This is a genomic window from Rathayibacter tanaceti, assembly GCF_001634385.1.
Classification (GTDB): domain Bacteria; phylum Actinomycetota; class Actinomycetes; order Actinomycetales; family Microbacteriaceae; genus Rathayibacter; species Rathayibacter tanaceti.
This window is the reverse complement of the sequence record NZ_LIIN01000016.1, coordinates 13,424-34,084: the sequence shown is the minus strand read 5'-3', so window position 1 is coordinate 34,084 and position 20,661 is coordinate 13,424. Positions and strand designations below refer to the sequence as shown.

The following is a 20,661-nucleotide window of genomic DNA, read 5'->3' as shown; positions in this document are numbered from 1 at the left end:
CGTACTCGACGCGGGTGCCGTCGTCGCGGGTGGTCGAGAGCAGTTGGCCGGCGGCGTCGTAGTCGTGGACGCTCGTGCGGCCGTCGGAGTCGGTCTCGCGGGTGGGGCGTCCGCCGGCGTCGTACTCGAATCGGGTCGTGCCCGCCTCTGCGCGGGTTTCGAGGAGTTGTTGGGCGTCGTCGTAGCGGTAGTCGACGCCGCCGGTGGGTGCGTCGAGGCGGGTGATGCGGCCGTCCTCGTCCCGGGTCATGCGGGTCAGCGACGACCCGGTGCCCGCTCCCGTCCCGGTGCTGTGCTCCGTGACGAAGCCGTCGTGGTGCCGCCAGGTCTGAGCGATCCCTCCGGCGGTGGAGGCGATGAGGTGTCCGGCGGCGTCGTACTCGAACGTGGCACGGCCCAGCCGGGGGTGTTCGATCGCGGTGACCCGTCCGGTGCTGTCGCGTTCGTAGCGGGTGCGGGCACCGTCGGGGCCGATGACGGCGGTGCGGTTGCCGTCGGCGTCGTACTCCCAGGCGAGGCCGCGGTCGTTGCGGGTGCGGCGGATGAGCTGGTCGCGGCGGTTCCAGGTGAGGGTGTGCTCGAGGGGTCCGTCGGGGCCGGTGTGGTCGATGATCACCGCTTGCCGGGCGCGGAGGTCGCGGCGGGTTTCGGAGAGCAGGCGTCCGTCGGCGGTGAGGCTGGTTTCGCGGCCGGCGGCGTCGTAGGTCCAGGAGAGGCGGTGCCCCTCGGGGTCCTGCTGCCACAGCTGGCGGCCGGCGGGGTCGTAGCCGGCGGTCGTGGTGCGGCCGAGGGGATCGGTGGCGGCGACGGCGTGATCGGTGGCGTCGAAGGTGCGCCGGGTGATGCCGCCGAGGGGGTCGATGATGACGGTGTTGCGGCCGCGGTCGTCGTACTCGTACCGGGTGACGCCGCCGATGCCGTTGACGGCTTCGACGAGCCGCCCGGCCGCGTCGTACCGGAACCGGCGGGTGCCGTGCCAGGAGTCGTGGGACCAGACGACGCGGCCGAGCGGGTCGTAGCGGTAGCGGGCGGTGCCGCGGCCGGGGGTGTGCCGGGCGGTGGCGCGGCCAGCGGCGTCGTACTCGCTCCAGCCGGTCTCGCCGGTGGGTCCTCTCCAGCGGATCTGGCGCCCGTCGGCGTCGTACTCGAGCGTCGTCGAGGCGCCGGCCGGATCGGTGAGGGACGCGAGGCGCCCGCACCGGTCGTACTCGAACCGCGTGGTGGCGCCGGAGGGGGCGATCTGTTCGGTGATGCGGCCGGCGGCGTCGCGGATCAGGTGGGTGAGGCCGCCTTCCTCGTCGACGAGTTCCACGGGGCGGCCGCACCTGTCGTAGACGGTGAGGGCCGTGGATCCGTCGTGCGCCTCGGTCGCGACGGGCCGGCCGAGGGGGTCGAAGCGGGTGCGCGAGGAGGCGGCGGAGTCCGAGACGGCGGTGGTGTGCGGGTCGGTGAAGACGGTGGCGCGCGAGCCGGTCGGGTCGATCAGGGCGCTCAGCGCGCCGTCGGCGTCGTACTCGCGGCGCCAGAGGTGCCCGGCGGGGTCGGTGGTCTCTGTCAGTCGCGAGAGCGCGTCGTACGCGAACCGCCACGAGCTCCCGTCCGGCAGCAGCGCGGCCGAGACGTTCCCGAGGTCGTCGAACTCCCGCGTGATCGCCCGGCCGAGCGGGTCGATCGTGCGGGACACCGCGCCGTGCTCGCCGTGCTCCATCACGGTGCGGGCCCCGAGCGGATCGACGAGAGCGGTGAGGCGTCCGCCGCTGTCGTACTCGTACCGCCAGGTCGCGCCGAGCGGGTCGCGGCGGGAAGCGAGAAGACCGGCCGGTGTGTAGCGGTACTCGGTGCGCGCTCCGGAGGGGGTCACGGCGGCGACCACGCGGCCCGCCTGGTCGCGCAGCAGACGCGCGGTGTTCCCGTCCGCGTCGGTCGTGCTGATCAGATCCCCGAACGGGTCGTAGCCGAGGCGGACGCTCACCCCCTCCGGGTCGGTGACCTCGGTCAGCTGGCCGTCGACCCAGGTCAGACGGGTGCGTCCACCCTCCGGGTCGATCACGACACTCGGGGAGCGGTCCTCGTCGTCCGCGTACTCGTAGCTCGTGACTCCGCCCTGCTCGGCGACGACCGTGGTCACCCGGTCGGACTCGTCGTAGCCGCGGGTGATGTCCGCGCCGGAGGGGGTCTTCGTGCGGACGAGCCGGCCGCGATGGTCGTAGGCGTGCGCGGTGACCGTCCCGTCGCGGCCGGTCGCGGTGAGGAGGTTCCCGGCGGCGTCGTAGCTCATCGACTGCCGGCGCCCCGCCGGATCGATGATCCCCACGAGCCGGCCCCGGGTGTCCGAGATCCAGGTGTTCGAGCGGGACCCGTCCGTGTCCGACACGACCGTCGCCCGGCCGGGCAGGTAGGCGTACCGGGTGGTGCGCCCGAACGGTGAGGTCTGCGACACCACTCGTCGCTTCGCGTCGTAGCGGTTGCGGACCTCGACGACTCCGCCCGCGTCCGTCACCGACTCGATCAGACCCTGGGCGTTCCAGCCATACCGGCGCGTCCCGCCCGGCCCGGCCGCCGCGACGAGCCGGCCGGCGTCGTACTCGTACTCCACCCGGCGGCCGTCGGAGGCGTGCGCGACGACGATCCGCCCGCCCGACCACTCCACAGCCACCCATCGGCCGCGCTCGTGCCGCAGCCGCGTCAGCGCGCCGTGCTCGTCGTACTCGACGTCGACCCGTGTCCCCGGGCCGCTGCCCGCCGACAGCCACCGCCCGCCCGCCGTGAACAGCCACCGGGAGCCGTCGTTCCCCGAGACCACGAGCCGCTCACCCGTGCCCTCCGGGTCGCTCTCGCGGGCGAGCCATCGGCTCTCGCCGACCGCCCGGTCCCAGCCCTCGCCCTGGCGGGGGAACAGCAGCTCCCGCCCGTCGGGGAGCACAAGGGTCGCGCCGTCGTCCTCCACCCGCAGCCGCACCTCGGCCACCGAGGACCAGCCCGCACCGAACGCCCCGGCACGCTCATCGAGGGAGTTGTAGGTGCGCTCCCACCGCAGCGAGCCCGTTCCGCCGGTGAACCCCAGATCGACCTCGGTCTCGAGGAAGTTCCCGGTGGTCGTGTTCACCGGGTCGTCCGCGTAGCCGGACGTCGGCGGCGCCCCGTACACCTGAGCGGGCGTGATCGCGATGTCCTCCCGGGACAGCGCCACCCCCGCCGACCCCAGCGCGAGGGCCAGCGCACTGTCCGCGACCGTGGACACCGTTCCGTCCCCGCCCGCCGCCGCGAACGCGTCCGCGATGCTGCGCGCCCACTGCACGTCCTGGTCGTTCGCGGCCAGCCACGAGACGACCCCCGACACCACGCTGTCCGCGTCCAGATGCCCCCACCGGCACTGCTCAGCGAAATCCGTCAGCAGGCCCCGCAACCGCCCCGGACGCTCCCGCAGCTCGTCGTTCGCGGACGACGACGCATCGGCGAACGCCCGCAGATCCTCCGGCCGCGCGGACGAGGTCCCCCCGCCCATCCCGCCGCCGCCCGGGGCCGGGGTCTGACGCGCCCCGACCGCACCCTGCTCGACGGGGATCGACACCTGCTCGGCAGCAGGCCCGACCGGCGGGTCCTCCTCGCCGAACAGCGTCGCTCCGAGCTGCTCGACCAGGTTCCGGGAGTCCTGCTCCCGCTTCCACTCCCGCGCCAGGACCCGGCGCCGCTGCTCCTTCGCGGCCTCGTCCCGCAACCGGCCGGCCGCCGTCGCGACCTCGCGCAGCCGCGCCACCAGCTCGGCCGCGTCTGTCGCGCCGGTCTGCGCGTTCTGGCGGAACACCTCCGAGAACCGGCCACGGAACTCCGCCAGCGCCGTCACCGCGGACCCCGCCCGCGAACCGGACTGCCCCTCGACCACAGCCGCCGCGTCGGTGAACGCCGACACCACCGCCTCCGCCACCCCCGCAGCGAACGGAACGTCCTCCTCGATCGCACCCAGATCCGCCACCGCTACCGCCCCTTCTCCAGACCTCGTCGTCACGAGACCGCGGACGGGATCGTGAGATTCGCTCGGAATACTAGACCACGAAGGGTGCGCGATTCCCTCTCGGTGACGGCCGTGCGCGATCTGGTGCTCGCCGGCCGTGGCCCGGCACTCGTGCGGCACACGGAGTCGCTCGCGCGCTGAGCCGCGGCGGATCGGCGGCGGAGAGGGGCCGCCGCCGGTCCGTCAGCGGCCGGGCACCAGGCGGGTGAGCCGGCCGATCAGCCACTCGATCGGCCCGAGGCCGACGAACCGCCACCACAGCACGCCCACCGCCCAGACGCCGAACACGAGCACGAGGAACGCGAGCGGAGTGTCGGCGGAGTAGCCGAGCCCCGCCTTCGCGAACGCCGCGACCAGCGCGACCTGGAGCACGTACACCGAGAGCGCGACGGTGCCCACCGCCCGCATCGGCAGGAGCACCCGGTCGACGACGGGCGCGCGAGCCGTCGCGAGCAGCACCACGACGACGTAGGTCGCGAGCACGAGCCCCAGGTCGTGCAGGGTGTCGGGGAGGCTTCCCGAGACCGAGTCCGTCCCGGCGATCCGGTCGACCACCACACGCACCGGGTAGGCGACGACGGCCACCACCGCGAGCACGGGCAGCAGCCGATCGCGGCGGAAACCGTGCCGGAGCAGCAGCGCGCCGAGGAGGAAGAAGGGGAGCAGGTTGGTGACCCGGTAGCTCGGCCCGGTGAACAACCACACGGTGAGCAGGTCGAGGGGGCCGGGGGGATACGGCGTCACCGGTCCGACCGCCGCGAGCACGGCGGCGTTCAGCGGCCCGGCGACCAGCGCGAGCACGCCCGCGATCGCGCCGATCAGCCACGGCCGCAGCAGCAGGAGCGGTGTGCCGATCGCGAGCGTGACGCCGAGGAACTGGAGCACGATCGCGATCCAGCTGCCCCACCCGCCGAGCCACAGACCGAGCGCGATGAGCACGGCCCCTCGGATCAGGTTCTGCAGCACGGTACGACGGGCGGAGGCGCCGGGCCGCGCGAGCACCAGGGCGGCCGACATCCCCATCACCAGAGCGAACAGCGGAGAGGCGAGGTCGTTGATGTTCCACGCGATCAGGCCGCTGGCTCCCGTCCGCGCCGTCGGCACGAGGGGCATCGCGTGCGCGATCAGCATGGCGACGACGGCGACTCCCCGCAGCACATCGGGGACGACCAGGCGGTCGGAGCGGAGTCGCGGAGCCGTCGCAGTCATGCCGAGAGGCTAGGGGCGCCGCGGCCCCCGCGCCCGCCGCTCCTCCGCCTCGCGCCAGCTCGGCGGGAACGGCCGCCCGTGCACACCCGCAGCATCCGTTCTCTTCGAGAAGATCGCGGGTGTGCTCGGCGCATCCGGAGCCGAGCTGGGCATGCTGAAGGGATGACAGACGCTGCTCCGCACCCCGCCCGCCCACGACGCGCCCGCAATCAGCACGTGCTCACCGTGCTGCGGACCGAGCGCCTCACCGCGCACCTCGTGCGCGTGCACCTGGGAGGCGAGGGGTTCGGAGCGTTCCTGGCGGACGCCGATCCGGGCCGGCTCGCCGCGACCGACCGCTACGTGAAGCTCCTCCTCGCACCGCGCGGATCCACGCTCGAGCCGCCCTTCGACCTCGACGCCCTGCGCTCGAGCGTCCCCGCCGAGCAGCTGCCCGTCCGCCGCACCTACACCGTCCGCTCGCTCGATCACGAGGAGCAGTCGGCCGCCATCGACTTCGTCGTGCACGGCGACGAGGGAGTCGCTGGTCCGTGGGCGCTCGCGGCCCGCCCGGGCGACAGGGTCGCGCTCTCGGCCCCCGGCGGCGCGTGGTCCCCGCGGGTGGAGGCCGCGCACCTGCTCCTCGGCGACGACTCCGCTCTGCCGGCGATCGCCTCCGCCCTTGAGGCGATGCCTGAGCAGGCGCGCGGACTCGCGCTGATCGAGGTGCACGGCGCCGAGGACGAGCTCGTGCTCGCGGCTCCGGACGGAGTGGAGGTGCGCTGGCTGCACCGCGGCGGCCTCGAGGCCGGGCACGCCCTGGTCGCAGCGGTGCGCGCCGAGCCGCGGCCCGAGGGTGAGCTCGAGGTGTTCGCGCACGGCGAGCGCACGGCCATGAAGCAGCTGCGCGCCCTGCTGCAGGACGAGTGGGGCGTGGAGCGGCGCGCTCTCTCGCTCTCCGCCTACTGGGCGCTCGGCCGGGCCGAGGACCGCTTCCAGGCGGAGAAGCGCGAGCCCGTCGGCGCGATCTTCGCGGACTGAGCGCGGCGGATCGGGGAGGCAGCTCGGCTCCCCGGCTGCCGAGCACCGGGCTCTGCGCGACTCCGGGGCGGCCGCAGACCCCCGCCGGTTCGGCGATCGAGGAGTCGTGCTGAACCGACGTCGCGGGGTCGCGGCAGGATCGCCCCGCGGCCCCGGTCCTGACCGCAGAGCGCTCCTTGGCAGGGGACCGGACCGCTGGGCCGACGATGAGCGTCACCCGAGCCCCGATCTCCGCCAGGCGGCGCGCACCCTGACGGTCCGCGCAGCCCTCAGACCTGGGCGGTCCCGCTGTCCTCGACCGGGCCTGAACCGGCCTCGGGCTCCTCGGCGATGTCGGTGCCGGTCTCGTCGGCGCGCTCGCGCAGCGCCTCCGCCATCGCCCCCGCACCCTCGGCACCGTGGTCGTGCTCGACCTGGTCGATCAGCCCGCTCAGCTTCTCGTCGTTGCCTGCGTCGTCGCTGCCGGCCATGACGGGCCCGTCCTGCTCGGGCCGGCTCTGCTCGCTGTCGCTCATCGCGCTCCTCCTCCATCGACCGGCGTCGGTGCCGGAGGCTCCGACGATACGAGCGGAATCGTCGATCCGCAGGCCATTGACGTCGGCGGCCTTTCGCAATAAGGGATCGAAAGCGAGATCCGCTCCTTTTCTCACCTGAGCGCCTATCGATTTCGGTGCGGACGGTAATTCCCCGTGGTTGAAGGTGAACTGTTCTCCTCCGGTACCGCTCTCGACTACTCGTCCTGCTAGGCTCGGCCTACTTCTGCTCCAGGATCGGTGGTCGTCCTCAGTGGACGATGATCATCCACACGCCTGTTATCGATCATCACCAGTGAAGGCGCGTATGGCTTCGTATCTGTTCGTCAGTTCCGGGGGAGGACATCTCAAGGAGATGTTCGCTCTCTCGGGTCTGCTCGGCGTCGACCCGTCCGAGCAGCACTGGGCCACCGTGGACAGCGCGCTCAGCCGTACCCTCCTGAGCGACCGACGGGTGACGCACCTGGCCGACGCTCCGCCCCGCGCCGTCGTGCCGATGCTGCGGAACGCGGCGATCGCCCGCTCGGTCCTGGCCCGCGGCTCCTACGACGCGGTGTTCAGCACCGGCGCGAGTCCAGCCCTCTCCTTCCTCCCGCTCGCCGCGTCCCGGGGCATCCCGGCCCACTACATCGAGAGCGCCGCGCGCGTGCTCGGTCCCTCGGTCACCGGCCGCATCCTCGCGCGGATCCCCGCCGTTTCGACGTACACGCAGTACCGCTCGTGGGCCGACGACCGCTGGCGGTTCGGCGGCTCGATCTTCGACACGTACCGGGTCGAGGCTGTCGCTCCGCGGCCGATCCGCCGCGCCGTCGTCTCGGTCGGGACGCAGGACGGCTACCCGTTCCCTCGCTTCTTCGCCGCGCTGGCACCGCTGCTGGAGGGAGTGGAGGTGCTGTGGCAGACGGGAGCGAACGACGTCTCGCAGCTGGGCATCGAGGGCCGCCACTCCGTGCCGCACGACGAGCTCAACGAGGCGATGGCGGCGGCCGACATCGTCCTCGCGCACGGCGGCGTGGGCACGGCGCTCAGCGCCATCCAGCAGGGCCGGGTGCCGATCCTGGTGCCCCGGCGGGCCGCCGCCGGCGAGCACGTCGACGACCACCAGGTGCAGATCACGACGCGGCTCGCCGAGTCCGGTCTCGCCGTCACCGTCGGGATCGAGGGCCTCACTCGCGAGACTCTCGATCTCGCCGCCTCCGCGAGAGTCGTCTCAGCCGAAAGCGCTGTGCCTTTCGTCCTCCAGCGCGCTGTCGAGAAGTCCGCCGGTCGATCCCGGCGCCTCTTCAGCGCAGCCCGGTGATTGCCGAAAGGCGATCAGATGTGATCCGCACGTCATCTGAATGTCATCTGCGGCCCGTACACTCACCAGTGGGTCGGGGGGTCGATCGAGACTTCTCGTGCGTCGATATCGGCTACGTCGATATCAGAAGGGCCGGCGGGATCGACGCAGCCGGCGACAGCTCCGAAGGAACCTCGATATGACTGACACCTCGCGCGGAATCCCGCGCCGCATTCTTCTCGCCGGAGCAGCCGGAGTCGCCGGCGCTGCCCTCGTCGCCCCTCCCGCCGCCGCCGCCGCGAACTACTCGGTGATCCCCCGCCTGCCCGGAGAGATCTCGCGCACCGACACCGCGACCTCCCGCGTCGGCCGGAAGCCCTACGAGATCGTCGACGTCGTGATCGGCACCGACCGGGCCCGCCTCTTCGTCCCGCACACCGCCGTCCCGAACAGGGGCGTCCCGGTGCCCGTCGTCTGGTACTACCACGCGAGCGGGAGCAGCTACGAGGCGCTCTCGGGCGCCTACCAGTACTCCGCGGACCAGCTCATCGACCAGGGCATGGTCAGCATCTGCCCCAATTACGGAGGCAGCACCGCCTACACGAACTCGACCGCGCTCGCCGCGCAGGCCGCCGCCGTGCGGTACGTGACCGGGCTGTGGAGCGTGCGGGCCAGCTTCCTCCGCTCGAACTCCGGCGGCGGCGCCCTGCTGTGCTGGGCCTACGCCAACCGCCTGATCCCGAACATCTACGGCGCGTACCACGCGAGCAGCGTCTACGACCTCGAGGACACCGAGTCGCGCGACCCGGGACGCGTCCTCGCCGTCTACGGCGGCGACCGCAACGCCCTGCGCGACGGCAACCCCTCGCGTCTCCCGCAGTCGGCCTGGGCGCGCACGCGTCTGCGCATCTCGGCGGGCTCGGCCGACACCCTCGTCCCCGCCGAGATCCACGGCGGGCGCCTGCGCCGCCTGGCCCTCCCCGTCGCCCGGGAGGCGACCATCGTCTACCACAGCGGCGCCGGCGGCCAGTTCGGCCACGTCGTCCCCGGCCTGACCAACAGCGACACGGTGCTGACCTTCCAGCGCTGGCTGCAGGAAGGTGCGGCCTGACCGACGGCAGGACCGACGCTGCTTCTCCGCTCCGGAGGCAGGCGTCGCGGTCCCGCGGTCGAGGAGGAGGGAACGGCGCAGAGGGCGTCCCGACCGCCGAGAGGCGGCGCGCGGAGCCACCGCGCACCTCCGCACGCCCCGACGGCCGCCCGGCCGTGGGGTGCGCCCCTGCCCACTCGCCTCCCCTCCCGACGCCAGAAGGACACCCCGACGTGATCGATCTCCTCCCGCGGCGGCTCGTCGTCGGCACGCTCCTCGCGGCCGCCGTGGTGATCGTCGTCGGCATGGCCTACGTCTTCACCAGCCGCACCCCCGGAACGGGCGTCCAGGTGATCGTGCTCGGCATCGGCGGGATCGTCGGCGCCGTCGTCCTGCTTCGCGTTCCTGCGCACTGGCTGCCGGCGATGGCGCTCGCGTTCTTCGCGGTCGTCCCCACTCCGATCACGCGTCGAGCTTCACCTTCCGGATGACGCTCTGGGCGGTCGTCTTGATCGTCTGGGTGGTGCGCCGGGCCCTCGCTCCGCAGCTCTGGCGGGCTCCGATCCGCGACTGGATGCGCGAGCTGGTGCTCACGCCGTGGCGGGCCATCGCGATCCTCGCGTTCGCGGCGTTCCTGGTGTGGTCGGCCGTCGCGACGGTCCGCGGCTCCTTCGCCTCGGCGGGGATCTCGTGGATGGTCAGCATCGCCGTCTGCGTGGGTCTGCCGATGCTGGTGTTCGACGCGCAGCGCGAGGCCGTGCTGCTGCGCAAGACCTGGGTCGCCCTCTCGGGGCTCCTCGCCCTCTACGCCTGCCTCGAGCTGGTGGCGCAGAGCTCGCCGATCATCGGTCCGCTCTACGCGGCGCTGGGCACCGAGCAGGATCAGCACTGGTCGCTCTACCGCGCCGAGATCACCTTCGGCCACCCGCTGCTCGCCGGCACGTTCCTCACCGTGGGAGCCGCGCTCGCCTTCGGGGCCTGGCTCCAGGCTCGCGCCGCAGCGATCTGCTGCTCGGGATCCTCGCCTCGGCCGGAGTCGTGGCGACCGTCTCGCGCGGCCCGATGGCGGCCGTCGCCATCACGGTGGTCGTCGCGCTCGTCGCGGTGAGCGTCATGAACCCGGACCGCTCCCTGCTGCGACCGGGGTCGATCCTGATCGCGGGTCTCATCGCGGGCGTCGGCGTGCTCAACTTCGAGCCGGTCACGGCGCGCAACAACAACCTCGACGCCTCGATCTCGGCCGGAGCGCGCGATCTCGCGGTGACCGTCGCATTCAAGGCGGCCGAACTCTCCAACTGGCTGGGCTCGGGAGCCGCGACCTCGGGTATCAGCGGTCGCACCTTCTCGGACGTGGTCATCGAGAACTCGTTCCTCCAGCTGCTGATCAGCGTCGGTGTGCCGGGTCTGCTGTTCTTCGTCGTCCTCGCGATCGCTCTTCTCGGCAGCGCCTCAGCCGCCGCGACATCGCCCCCGCCGCGGGACTGCTGGGCTTCCTGGTCTGCCTCGCCGGCTACAACGCGATCGACGCGGTCCGCCCGAGCCACCTGCTCCTGGGCTTCCTCGTCATCATCTGCCTCAACCCGGTGCACGTCCCCGAGTTCTCCCGGGGCATCCGGATGCGCCAGCCGGTCGGCGCGCGGATCTTCGATGCGCCGATGGCCGTCGGGATGCGGGGCGAGCGATGAGCCGCCGCTCCCGCCGGTCGGACTCGTCTCCCGCCGCGCTGGTCGTGCAGCAGTCGCTCGCGCAGCCCGACGCGACCACGCAGTACGTGGACTCGATCGTCGACGGCGTGGCGCCGGGCGTCGAGCTGCTGTTCTTCTCGTGGCGCAGCGCCCTGCTCGCCGACTACGACGTGCTGCACGTGCACTGGCCGGAGCTGATGATCCGCGGTCGGAGCCGGCGGCACCGGTTCCTGCGCCGCCGCGCTCTCGACGTGCTGCTCGTGCGCCTGGCCCTTCAGCGCATCCCGCTCGTGCGCACGGTGCACAATCTGCATCCGCACGAGCTCGGGCCCGCCGCCGAGCGTCGCTCGCTCGCCCGGATCGACCGTGCGACCGACCTCTTCATCCGTCTGAATCCCACGACCGTCACCCCGGGGTCGGCGCCTGCCGTGACCGTGCTGCACGGTCACTACCGCGACCAGTTCGCGCGGCACCCGCTGCCCGGGAGCGAGCACGGCCGCGTGCTCTACTTCGGCATCATCCGCCCCTACAAGGGAGTCGTCGAGCTGATGGACGTGTTCCACGGCGTGGAGGACGACTCGCTCTCGCTGCACGTGGTCGGCAGCCCCAGCATCGGCCAGCGCGAGCTGGTGGAGGAGCGGGCCGCCCGCGACGCGCGCGTGCACATCACGCTCCGCCGCGTCGACGACGCCGAGATGGTCGACGAGATTGGCCGGGCCGAGCTGGTCGTGCTGCCCTACCGCGAGATGCACAACTCCGGCTCGATCCTGGTCGCCCTCTCGCTGGGCCGGCCGGTGCTCGTGCCGCGCACTCCGGCCAACTCGGCGCTCGCCGAGGAGGTCGGCGGCGACTGGGTGCTCGAGTATGACGGCGACCTCGCGCCCGAGCACCTCGCCTCCGCTCTCGAGCGCACGCGTACTCGCCCGCCCGAGGGGCTGCCGGCTCTCTCCGGGCGGGACTGGGACGTGCTCGGACGCGAGCTCAAGAAGGCCTACGAGGGCGCGATCGCCACCAAGAAGGGCTCGCGATGACCGCGGCGACTCCCGCACCGACCCCGACCCCGACCCCGCCCCCGAGCCTGGGCCGTTCCGCGAGCCGCGGCGCCGCCGTGACCATCGGCGGCCAGGCGATCCGCATCGCCGTGCAGCTCGGCAGCATCGTGATCCTGGCGCGTCTGCTCGCCCCGGCCGACTACGGCCTGCTCGCGATGGTCACCGCCATCATCGGCATCGGCGAGATCTTCCGCGACTTCGGCCTCTCCTCCGCCGCGATCCAGGCGAAGGAGGTCACCCGCGGCCAGAAGAGCAACCTGTTCTGGATCAACGCGGGCATCGGCCTCGTGCTGACCCTCCTCGTGATCGGCGCCTCCTGGCCGATCGCCGCGCTCTACGGGGACCCGCGTCTCCAACTGTTGACCGTCGCGCTCTCGTCGACGTTCCTGCTCAACGGCGTCGCGACCCAGTTCAGGGCCGACCTCGCCCGGCACCTGCGCTTCGTGAAGCTCACTGTGGTCGACATCGCCGGCCAGGTCCTCGGCCTCGCCGTCGGCGTGCTGATGGCGCTCGGCGGCGCCGGCTACTGGGCGCTGGCCGCGAGCCAGGTCGTCCAGCCGCTCATCGGCGTGGTGATGCTGCTCGTGATCACCGGCTGGATGCCCGGCCGGCCGCGCCGCGGCGAGGAGATGGGGCACTTCCTCCGCTACGGGGGCGGCGTCTTCGCCACTCAGGCCCTCACCTATGTGAGCAAGAACGTCGACTCCGTCGTCATCGGCGCCCGCTTCGGGCCGGTCGACCTCGGCCTCTACAACCGGGCGTTCCAGCTGATGATGCTGCCGCTGCAGCAATTGAACGCGCCCGCCCAGCGCGTGGCCCTGCCCGTGCTCTCCAGACTCCAGGACGAGCGGGAGCGCTTCCGCACCTTCGTCCTCTTCGGCCAGTCGGCGATGCTGACGGTGATGGGCCTCGTGCTGGCCGTACTCGGCTCGCAGTCGGACGCGGTCATCCGGGTCCTGCTGGGGGAGCGCTGGCTCGCCTCCGTGCCGATCTTCCAGATCCTGCTCGTGGCCGGCTTCTTCCAGGCGACCGCCTACTGCTCGTGGTGGGTCTTCCTCGCCAAGGGCCTGGTCCGCCAGAGCGTCTGGTACAGCCTGGCGACGCGTCCGCTGATGGTCGTGCTCATCCTGGTCGGCTCGAACGGGGGAGTGACGGGCGTCGCGGTCGCCTATGCCGCCTCTCTCGCGCTCACCTGGCCGATCGGGCTGATCTGGATCGGCCGCTCCTCCGACGCCCCGGTGCGCGAGATGTTCACCAACGGGCTGCGCAGCCTGATTGTCTTCGGCTCGATCACGGTCGGATCGTACTTCTCCACGGTCGCCCTGCCCGCCGGGCAGCCGTTCCTCCGCCTGCTGGTCGGCGGCGCCGCGGTGCTCGCGGGCGTCGGTGTGTGGATGCTGATCCTGCCCGCCTTCCGCCGCCAGATCGTCGGCCTGGCCGACCTCCGGCGCCACTTCCGCCGTTCCCGCCCCGCCGCGGCTCCCGCTCCTGCCCCGGTCGACGCCACCAGCCCTGCCGGTGACAGTGCTCTGGTCGACGGAGCGGTCACGGCCGGCACCCCCGACTCCGAGCGGCAGAACGCCGCCGTTCCCCCCACTGGAAGAGATCTATGAGACTCAAGCTCGGCGTCGTCAAGTCCTGGAAGAAGGACTTCGTCACGACGACCCGCCTGCCCGCCCGTCGCGACGCGGCGGTGCTCCGCGAGGCTCTCGCGAGCCTCCGCCCCGAGCCGGAGGCGCACCTCGTGCTCGCCGCGCCCGGCAGTGGCAACATCGGCGACCAGGCGATGCTGGAGGCGTTCCTCGAGAACACCACCGGCCCCGTCATCGTCGTTCAGCGCTACGCCGGCGACGCGGTGATCCCCGAGGAGCAGACCGAGCGGGTCGAGCTCGTCGAGCTCCCGCACCTGGTCTACGGAGTCGGCGACGCCCACGCGGACGACCTGCGCCGCTACGCCGCTCTCGTCCGCCGCTCCCGCTCGGTGTCCGTCGTCGGCGCCGACATGATGGACGGCAAGTACAGCCTCCGCGGCTCGGTGCGCCGCTCGCTGCTCGCGCAGGCCGCCGCCGAGGCGGGGGTGCCCACCCGGATCCTCGGCTTCAGCTGGAACGCCTCGGCGCGTCTCGCCGCCCGCCACTCGCTGGTCGCCGCCTCCCGCGCCGGAGCCGTGCCGCTGCTGCGCGACCCGCTTTCGGCCGAGCGCGCCCGCCGCAACGGCGTCGCCCGGGTCGAGGAGGTCACCGACATCGTCTTCTCGGCCCGCACCCGCGACCCTCGCTTCCGCGACGCGCTCGACCTGCCGGCAGGCGTCCCCTTCGCGCTGGTGAACGCGAGCGCCCTGGTCGCCGGCATGGTCGACCAGGTGCCCGAGTACGCGCAGATCGTCGACCGCCTGCGTGCGGCCGGAGTCCACGTCGTGCTCCTCCCGCACGTCTCCCGGCCCGTCGGCGACGACAAGGTCGCGGTGCGCGCGGTCGCCGAGCGCGTGGGGACCGAGGGCGTCACCGTCGTCGACCGCGTGCTGATGCCCGCCGAGATCCGCAGCCTCGCCGAGGACGCTCTGCTCACCGTCACCGGGCGGATGCACCTCGCGATCATGTCGCTCTCGCTCGGTGTCCCGGCGATCACCCTCGCCACCCAGGGGAAGGTCGAGGGCATCATGCGCCTGATCGGCCTGCCGCAGCTCTGCGTCGAACCGGTCCCCGCTTCGCCGACCGCGTCCTCCCGGTGATCGACCGCATCCTCGCCGAGCGGGGCGACGGAGGCGTGCGCGCCACCATCGAGGCCGCACTGCCCGAGGTCCGCCGGCTCTCGGCGCTCAACACCCGCGGCCTCGGCGCGGAGGTCGTGCGATGAGCGCGACCCAGGAGAAGGGACCGCTCATGCGGATCATGTTCGTCGTCACGTCGCTGCACGGAGGCGGGGCCGAATTCGTCGCGCGCACCTGGATGGGCTGGCTCCTCGAGCAGGGCCACCATGTGGATGTGGTCACCACGTCGGTGAAGAGCACCGACGAGTACCTGCCGGAGGGCGCGACACTGCACCGCATCGCCGAGGGCAGGGGGCACCTCGGCAAGGCCGCGCTGCTCAAGGAGCTGTTCCGCCGCCGCACGCCGGACGTCGCGGTCGCGCTCCAGGGCTACCCGAACATCGTGCTGCTGGCGTCGGCCGAGATGACGGCCCGCTCCGATCGGCCCAAGACCATCGTGAGCGAGCGCAACCTCGTCTCCCTCGGCATCCCGGGCTTCTCGCCCACGCAGAAGCTCCAGCTCGCGCTCGCCAAGGGGCTCTACCGCCGCGCCGACCACGTCATCGCGATCTCCCACCCCGTCGCGGGCGAGCTGGTCGCCGGTTTCGGAGTCGCCGGCGAGCGCTGCACGGTCGTGCCCAACCCGGCGACCGCGAAGGTCGACCGCTCCCGTCAGGTCGCGCGAACTCCCGGCACCGCCGCGGGCCTGCAGATCGTGCTGCCCTGCCGCCTCGTCGTGCAGAAGCGGCCGGAGCTGGCGATCCTCGCGGCCGAGGAGCTGGAGCGCCGCGGCATCCCCGCGAAGGTCGTCTCGTTCGGTGGCGGCCCGCTGCTCGACACGCTCCGTTCCGAGGCGACGGCCCGCGGCGTCGACTTCGACGACAAGGGCTGGGTCGAGGACTGGTTCCACCACTTCGACGAGAACGCCGTCGTGCTGCTCCCGTCGCTGCGCGAGGGCTTCGGCAACGTGCTCGTCGAGGCCGCAGCGGCCGGTGTCCCCTCGGTCGCGGTCTCCGGGGCTCTGGGAGTCGCGGACGCGATCGTCCCCGGCCTCACCGGCGAGCTCGCGTTGACCCCCTCCGCCTCCGACCTCGCCGACGCGCTGATCCGCGCCAGCGAGCTGGAGGTCACCGGCATCGACCGCTGGCTCGACCGCTTCTCGCTCGAGTCCAGCGGCCGCGACCTCGAGACGGTGCTCCGCCGCGTCGTGGGCGAGAAGTGACCCTCGTCTCGGTGGTCCTCCCCGCCCATCAGGAGGAGGCGCACCTCGCCGGCACGCTGGAGCGGCTGCTGCGGCAGACCCACGCCGAGCTGGAGATCCTCGTGGTCGACGACGCCTCCACCGACCGCACGGCGGCCATCGGCCGGGCGTTCGCCGACGAGCACGAGCGGATCCACTACCTCCGTCAGGAGGAGAACCAGGGAGTCGCCGCCGCTCGCGAGCGAGCGGTCGGCGCGGCGACCGGCGAGTGGGTGTGGCTCGTCGACGCGGACGACGAGTGGCCGGAGACCGCGATCGAGGTCATGCTCGCCGCGGGTGAGCACGGACGCGCCGACGTGGTTGTGGCTCAGGCCCGCACCGTCGAGGCCACCGGCTCCACGCCCGTCGGCTCGCTCCGCGGACCGCTCGCCCTCTCGGGCCGCGGCGCGTTCACCGCGCTGCTCGTCGGGGAGTTGACCGGCCACCTGTGGAACAAGCTGTTCCGCCGCGAGCTCTTCGCCGGCATCGACTTCACCCGGATCCGCCAGCACTCGGATCAGGCGCAGGTCGCGCAGCTGCTCGCCGCGGCCGACGAGGTCGTGGTGATCCCCGACTCCGTCTACGAGTACCACCTGCGCTCCGGATCGATCATCCGCTCGGGAGCGAAGCGGGCCGACTCCCTCGCCGCCCTCGCCGAGGTGATCGAGCGCACGGCCCGCGGGCTCGACCCGCGCGTGCTCGGCTCCCGCGACTACGCCTACTACCGGGCACGGTTCAGCCTGCTCTCGCGGTTCAAGGACGCCACCTCGGGGGCGCACACGCCCGCCGACTCCCGCCGACTCTGGCGTGCCGCCCACGACGAGGCCCGGCTGCGGCACCTGCTCGCGCTCGCCGGCCGTCGCGACGTCGTCCGCTCGGTGCTCTTCGGCCTCGCCGTTGCGGCGCCTCCCCTCTACCGCATCGCGCTGCGGGCGGGGAACGGACGCCGGTGACCGCGGCTCCGACGGGATTCGAGAAGAGAGAGGAATTCTCCTTCCCGGCCGAGTCGTCTTCGTTATCGAGCGGAATGTGCGGCGCGGACGATACGCCTTTAGTCTTACTCCGTGGTCGCATTCTGCGGTCGCGCCCGTGCACTTCTCTGAGTCTTGTTCACCTCGAGCCGGATTCACGAGCGGTGCGTCTCGGCGCAAGGGGGAGAACATGAAGCTGTTGAGACCGGCCGGCGGCGCTCGGCGTGAATGGGTCGATTTCGCCAAGGGCGCGGCAATCCTGATGGTGGTCTACTACCACACGTCGCTCTACCTCGGCGATATCGGAGTCGAGAACACTCTCGGCCGCATCAAGATCGTCTTCGAGCTGTTCCCGATGCCGCTGTTCTTCCTGGTGTCCGGGCTCTTCGGCTCGCGGATCACCACCTGGAGCTTCCGCGACCTCTGGCGTCGGCGGCTGTACCCGCTGCTCTGGCTCTACGTCGTCTGGTCCGTCCTGCGCATGGCGTTCTACCTGATCGTGCCGCTCGCGAACGGAGGACTCGGTGAGCTGCCCGCGACCGACCCGCTGAATCTCCTCCTGCTGTTCTTCTGGCCCAGCAGCAGCTACTGGTTCATCTACGGACTCTTCCTCTTCACTCTCGGCGCCTGGCTTCTGCGCCGCGTCGACCACCGAGTGCAGGTGGCTCTCGCCGCGATCGTCGGAACGCTGTTCACCACCGGCCTGGTCAACACCACCAATGTCGGCTGGAACCGCATCGGCGCCCTGTTCGTCTTCTTCCTGGTCGGCACGCTCTACTCCAAGAAGATCATCCAGTTCGTCGAGCAGAAGGGGACCCGTGCTTTCCTCTTTGTGACTCCGGTCTTCGTGCTCCTGAGCGCCGTGCTCTTCCTCTTCCCGGTGCGCTGGGTGCCGTTCCTCGCGCTGGCCGGGCAGATGTCGGCGGTCGCGATGGGGATCCTCGTCTCCCGGCTCCTCTCGCGGGTCCGGTTCCTCGGCTTCTTCACCGTCTGCGGTGAGCGGAGCCTGCACATCTACCTGCTGCACCTCTACGTGATCGTCGCGTGTATCACCGTTCTGCGGGTGATCCTCCCGGAGGACCGCTCCGTCATCGGCGGGTTCGAGATCCCGCTCCTCCTGGTGGTGATGGCACTGGCAGTCGTCGTATCGCTGGTGGTCACGCGGTACCTCTCCAAGATCCGCTGGATCTACGTGCCTCCGGCCGCCCTCGGCGGCCCCGGAGCCAAGCGGCGCAAGCCCGTGGCCGTCCCTGCGCGCGGCGCGGGCGTGACCGCGGATCCCGCTGCTGTCCCGGCCGACGAGCCGGGCACCTCCCCCCGTTACGACGAGAAGAAAGCAGAGCCCCACGAGTGACGTCGATACGAGCACGCGGAGTCGGAGCCCTGGCGGTCCTGGTGGCCGTCGCCCTCGGCCTCGCCGGCTGCAGCCCCGATCCGGAGCCCGTCCGCACGCCGGACGGCTTCACCACCGAGAAGGCGATCGAGTACCGCTCGGTCGACGGCGTCTCGCTGAAGGCCGACGCCTGCCTCCCCACCGAGGGAGCCGGCGACCGGCCTGCGCTGCTGATGCTGCACGGCGGAGGCTTCATCGACGGCGGTCGTGACGAGGGCGGCATGTCGGAGTTGTGCGCCTACTACGCGCAGCGCGGCTACGTGTCGGTCACGGTCGACTACCGGCTGCTCCAGCAGAGCCGGTACCCCGGTCAGGTCGAGGATGCGCAGGCTGCCGTCGAATGGCTCCGCCAGCCCGCGCAGGTCGAGCGCTTCGGCCTCGACCCCGCGCGGATCGGCGTGATGGGCAGCTCTGCGGGCGCCATCATCGGAGCCACGCTGGGCACTCTCGGCGAGGGGCCCCTCACCGAGGGCTCGCGGGTCAAGGCGGTCGTCGCGTTCTCGGCGGTGGCCGACATGTCCTCGACCGGCATGTCGCTCGGCGACCCGCTGCCCGAGGCGAAGGAGCAGATCCTCGCCTACCTGGGCTGCGACGAGATCGACCCGCAGTCCTGCCCGCAGAGCGTGCAGGCCTCGCCGATCAGCTCGGTCGACGCCACTGACGCCCCGCAGATCTGGCTCACCTCCGAGGACGAGCTCGTCCCGGTCGAGCAGGCCGACGCGATGCAGGTCGCCCTGCAGGACGCTGGTGTGGAGTCCGAAGTCGGCGTGGACGGCTCGGGGCACCACGGCCTCCAGAACAACACCCCGAACAACAAGAAGGCGATCCTCGCCTTCCTCGAGGCCACCCTCTGATCCACCGGCCCCCGGACCGGTTCCGCGGGAGCGGACGACACCTCACGACGCTCAGCCAGACCCCCTGCACCCCGGTGCAGTCGACGAAAGGGACACTGAAACCATGACCTTGAACGGACTGTTCGCCGGGATCGGCCGGAGGTGGGTCGTCATCGTCGCCTTCGCTCTGCTCGGGGCCGTGGCGGCTCTGGTACTCAATTCCGTGCTGCTGCCGCAGTACAAGGCGGATGCACGCGTCTACGTCGCGGTCTCCTCGACCGGCGTCCTCTCCACCGCCGACCGGGTGGCCGCGAATAGTGCCGCCGCGCAGGCGACGGTCACCTTCGTCGCCCTCGGCACCTCCGACACGGTGCTCCAGGGAGTCATCGACGGCCTCGGCCTCGACGAGACCATCGAGGACTTCTCTAAGAGGGTGCAGGTCCTCTCCGAGCCGGAGTCCGTCGTGATCACCATCTCGGCGACCGACCCGTCGCCGGAGCAGGCCGCCGCCATCGCGAACGCTCTCGCGGCGCAGCTCGACGCGGCGGTGCAGGGCACTGACCCGACCACCACCGCCACCGGTGTCGCCGTGCCGCAGATCCAGCTCGAGGTCCTCAGCCAGGCGACCCCGCCGAAGCTCCCCGTCACCGGTGGCGCTCTGGTGCTGCTCGCGCTCGGGATCCTCGGCGGCGCGGTGGTCGGTACCGGCGTGGCCATCGTTCTCACCGCACTGGACCGTCGTATCCGCACGGGCGACGACGTCCGCTCCTCCCTGGACCGCCCGCTCCTGGGCATCGTCCCCGCCAAGGCCGCGAAGCTCGACGAACTGCTGAACACGACCGAGATCCCGGCACGCTACTCGGCCGTGGCGTTCGAGCTCGTCGCCCTCGCGCGGGACCGCTCGTTCTCGTCGTTCGCCGTCGCCCCCGCCTCCGCGAGCACCCCGCACGTCGCGGGCGCGGTGCTGCTCGCGAAGGCGCTCGCGCTGCTGGGCTCGTCGGTCGTCCTGGTCGACGGCACCGCGGAGGGCTCGGCCCTCGAGTCGGCCTCGGCCGGTCGGCCGGGTCTGCGGGAGGTGCTCGCGGGAGCCGCCTCGCTCGACGACGCGATCCTCCGGCGCCCCGCCGACCGCGTCGACCTGCTTCCCGCGGGCGCCGCGCAGGCCGGGACGCCGATGGCGATCGAGCCGCTGCGCTCGCTGGTCGAGGAACTCGAGAAGGTCTACGACGTCGTTCTCGTCGTCACGGGCACCCTCGGCGCGACCGAGCAGTCGATCACGTTCCGCGGAGTCGCCGACGCCGCCGTCCTCGTCCTGGTCGAGGGCCGGGTCGACGCCCCGCAGGCCGCCGCCGACCTGCACTGGATCGAGACCGCGGGCACGCCCGTCGTCGGGGCTGTCCTGCTGACGCGCCGCCGGCTCCAGAAGGCACCCGCGATCGTCTGACTCCGCGCGCCGCATCGCACGAGCGCACGCCCCGCTGAGAAGCCGGGCGTGCGCTCGTCCGTCCAGTGGCGAGGGAACAGGCTGATCGGCCCGGAGGCGTCCGCCACGGCCTCTGACGTCGCCGGCCTGCCACGGGCAGAGTCGCCGATTC

Annotated in this window: 17 protein-coding genes; 14 read left to right on the top strand and 3 right to left on the bottom strand. The window is 72.1% G+C overall.

The window, feature by feature from the left end; translation table 11 throughout:
• The coding region (locus ACH61_RS03715; protein WP_153038791.1) for a DUF6531 domain-containing protein at window positions 1–3,973 on the bottom strand (3,973 nt) is incomplete at its 3' end.
• A 222-nt stretch (window positions 3,974–4,195) separates the two neighbouring features.
• A complete protein-coding gene (locus tag ACH61_RS03710) occupies window positions 4,196–5,221 on the bottom strand; it encodes a DUF418 domain-containing protein (RefSeq protein WP_068208743.1) in 1,026 nt (341 codons plus the stop codon).
• Between the two features lie 162 nt (window positions 5,222–5,383).
• Here ACH61_RS03710 and ACH61_RS03705 point away from each other — a divergent pair, with 162 nt between their 5' ends.
• Window positions 5,384–6,241: a siderophore-interacting protein gene (locus ACH61_RS03705; protein ID WP_068208741.1), complete on the top strand. Its 858-nt coding sequence runs from the start codon at window positions 5,384–5,386 to the stop codon at window positions 6,239–6,241.
• Window positions 6,242–6,510: 269 nt separating this feature from the next.
• Here ACH61_RS03705 and ACH61_RS03700 read toward each other — a convergent pair whose 3' ends face one another.
• Window positions 6,511–6,756: a hypothetical protein gene (locus tag ACH61_RS03700; RefSeq protein ID WP_068208740.1), complete on the bottom strand. Its 246-nt coding sequence runs from the start codon at window positions 6,754–6,756 to the stop codon at window positions 6,511–6,513.
• A gap of 373 nt (window positions 6,757–7,129) precedes the next feature.
• On the opposite strand from ACH61_RS03700, the gene ACH61_RS03695 reads away from it, so the two are divergent.
• The 13 genes from ACH61_RS03695 (at window position 7,130) to ACH61_RS03640 (ending at window position 20,510) form a co-directional block, all read left to right on the top strand.
• Window positions 7,130–8,074, top strand: coding sequence for a glycosyltransferase (locus ACH61_RS03695; protein WP_158286115.1), 945 nt, complete (start codon window positions 7,130–7,132; stop codon window positions 8,072–8,074).
• 178 nt (window positions 8,075–8,252) lie between these two features.
• Window positions 8,253–9,164 (top strand): hypothetical protein, encoded by a 912-nt coding sequence (locus tag ACH61_RS03690; protein WP_068208737.1) that lies wholly within the window; start codon window positions 8,253–8,255, stop codon window positions 9,162–9,164.
• A 212-nt stretch (window positions 9,165–9,376) separates the two neighbouring features.
• The gene (locus ACH61_RS03685; protein ID WP_068208734.1) at window positions 9,377–9,634 is read left to right on the top strand and encodes a hypothetical protein; all 258 of its coding nucleotides are present in this window, start codon (window positions 9,377–9,379) and stop codon (window positions 9,632–9,634) included.
• Window positions 9,631–10,251, top strand: a complete 621-nt coding sequence (locus tag ACH61_RS03680; RefSeq protein ID WP_068208732.1) for a hypothetical protein — start codon at window positions 9,631–9,633, stop codon at window positions 10,249–10,251. The genes ACH61_RS03685 and ACH61_RS03680 overlap by 4 nt, the downstream gene beginning before the upstream one ends.
• A gap of 573 nt (window positions 10,252–10,824) precedes the next feature.
• Entirely contained in the window at window positions 10,825–11,859 is a 1,035-nt protein-coding gene (locus tag ACH61_RS03675; RefSeq protein ID WP_068208730.1) for a glycosyltransferase, read from the top strand.
• Window positions 11,856–13,493 (top strand): lipopolysaccharide biosynthesis protein, encoded by a 1,638-nt coding sequence (locus tag ACH61_RS03670; RefSeq protein WP_068208727.1) that lies wholly within the window; start codon window positions 11,856–11,858, stop codon window positions 13,491–13,493. Before ACH61_RS03675 ends, ACH61_RS03670 begins: the two co-directional genes overlap by 4 nt.
• Window positions 13,490–14,611, top strand: a complete 1,122-nt coding sequence (locus tag ACH61_RS03665; protein ID WP_068208725.1) for a polysaccharide pyruvyl transferase family protein — start codon at window positions 13,490–13,492, stop codon at window positions 14,609–14,611. The genes ACH61_RS03670 and ACH61_RS03665 overlap by 4 nt, the downstream gene beginning before the upstream one ends.
• Entirely contained in the window at window positions 14,608–14,736 is a 129-nt protein-coding gene (locus tag ACH61_RS18795; protein WP_269085050.1) for a hypothetical protein, read from the top strand. The genes ACH61_RS03665 and ACH61_RS18795 overlap by 4 nt, the downstream gene beginning before the upstream one ends.
• Window positions 14,733–15,851 (top strand): glycosyltransferase, encoded by a 1,119-nt coding sequence (locus ACH61_RS03660; RefSeq protein WP_068208723.1) that lies wholly within the window; start codon window positions 14,733–14,735, stop codon window positions 15,849–15,851. The genes ACH61_RS18795 and ACH61_RS03660 overlap by 4 nt, the downstream gene beginning before the upstream one ends.
• Window positions 15,848–16,822 carry a glycosyltransferase family 2 protein gene (locus ACH61_RS03655; protein WP_068208721.1) on the top strand — a complete coding sequence of 325 codons (975 nt, stop codon included), beginning with the start codon at window positions 15,848–15,850 and terminating at the stop codon, window positions 16,820–16,822. Before ACH61_RS03660 ends, ACH61_RS03655 begins: the two co-directional genes overlap by 4 nt.
• Window positions 16,823–17,030: 208 nt before the next feature.
• The gene (locus ACH61_RS03650) at window positions 17,031–18,194 is read left to right on the top strand and encodes an acyltransferase family protein (RefSeq protein WP_068208719.1); all 1,164 of its coding nucleotides are present in this window, start codon (window positions 17,031–17,033) and stop codon (window positions 18,192–18,194) included.
• Window positions 18,191–19,087 carry an alpha/beta hydrolase gene (locus ACH61_RS03645; RefSeq protein ID WP_068208717.1) on the top strand — a complete coding sequence of 299 codons (897 nt, stop codon included), beginning with the start codon at window positions 18,191–18,193 and terminating at the stop codon, window positions 19,085–19,087. The genes ACH61_RS03650 and ACH61_RS03645 overlap by 4 nt, the downstream gene beginning before the upstream one ends.
• Window positions 19,088–19,190: 103 nt before the next feature.
• Window positions 19,191–20,510 (top strand): Wzz/FepE/Etk N-terminal domain-containing protein, encoded by a 1,320-nt coding sequence (locus ACH61_RS03640; protein ID WP_068208715.1) that lies wholly within the window; start codon window positions 19,191–19,193, stop codon window positions 20,508–20,510.
• Window positions 20,511–20,661: the final 151 nt, after the last annotated feature.

Bases quoted from the DNA above. Each gene is read 5' to 3' on its own strand.
- ACH61_RS03695 (WP_158286115.1), top strand. From the start codon at position 7,130: ATGTTCGCTCTCTCGGGTCTGCTCGGCGTCGACCCGTCCGAGCAGCAC.
- ACH61_RS03690 (WP_068208737.1), top strand. From the start codon at position 8,253: ATGACTGACACCTCGCGCGGAATCCCGCGCCGCATTCTTCTCGCCGGA.
- ACH61_RS03640 (WP_068208715.1), top strand. From the start codon at position 19,191: ATGACCTTGAACGGACTGTTCGCCGGGATCGGCCGGAGGTGGGTCGTC.
- ACH61_RS03665 (WP_068208725.1), top strand. From the start codon at position 13,490: ATGAGACTCAAGCTCGGCGTCGTCAAGTCCTGGAAGAAGGACTTCGTC.
- ACH61_RS03660 (WP_068208723.1), top strand. From the start codon at position 14,733: ATGAGCGCGACCCAGGAGAAGGGACCGCTCATGCGGATCATGTTCGTC.
- ACH61_RS03670 (WP_068208727.1), top strand. From the start codon at position 11,856: ATGACCGCGGCGACTCCCGCACCGACCCCGACCCCGACCCCGCCCCCG.
- ACH61_RS03680 (WP_068208732.1), top strand. From the start codon at position 9,631: ATGACGCTCTGGGCGGTCGTCTTGATCGTCTGGGTGGTGCGCCGGGCC.
- ACH61_RS03650 (WP_068208719.1), top strand. From the start codon at position 17,031: ATGAAGCTGTTGAGACCGGCCGGCGGCGCTCGGCGTGAATGGGTCGAT.
- ACH61_RS03700 (WP_068208740.1), bottom strand. From the start codon at position 6,756: ATGAGCGACAGCGAGCAGAGCCGGCCCGAGCAGGACGGGCCCGTCATG.
- ACH61_RS03705 (WP_068208741.1), top strand. From the start codon at position 5,384: ATGACAGACGCTGCTCCGCACCCCGCCCGCCCACGACGCGCCCGCAAT.
- ACH61_RS03675 (WP_068208730.1), top strand. From the start codon at position 10,825: ATGAGCCGCCGCTCCCGCCGGTCGGACTCGTCTCCCGCCGCGCTGGTC.
- ACH61_RS03710 (WP_068208743.1), bottom strand. From the start codon at position 5,221: ATGACTGCGACGGCTCCGCGACTCCGCTCCGACCGCCTGGTCGTCCCC.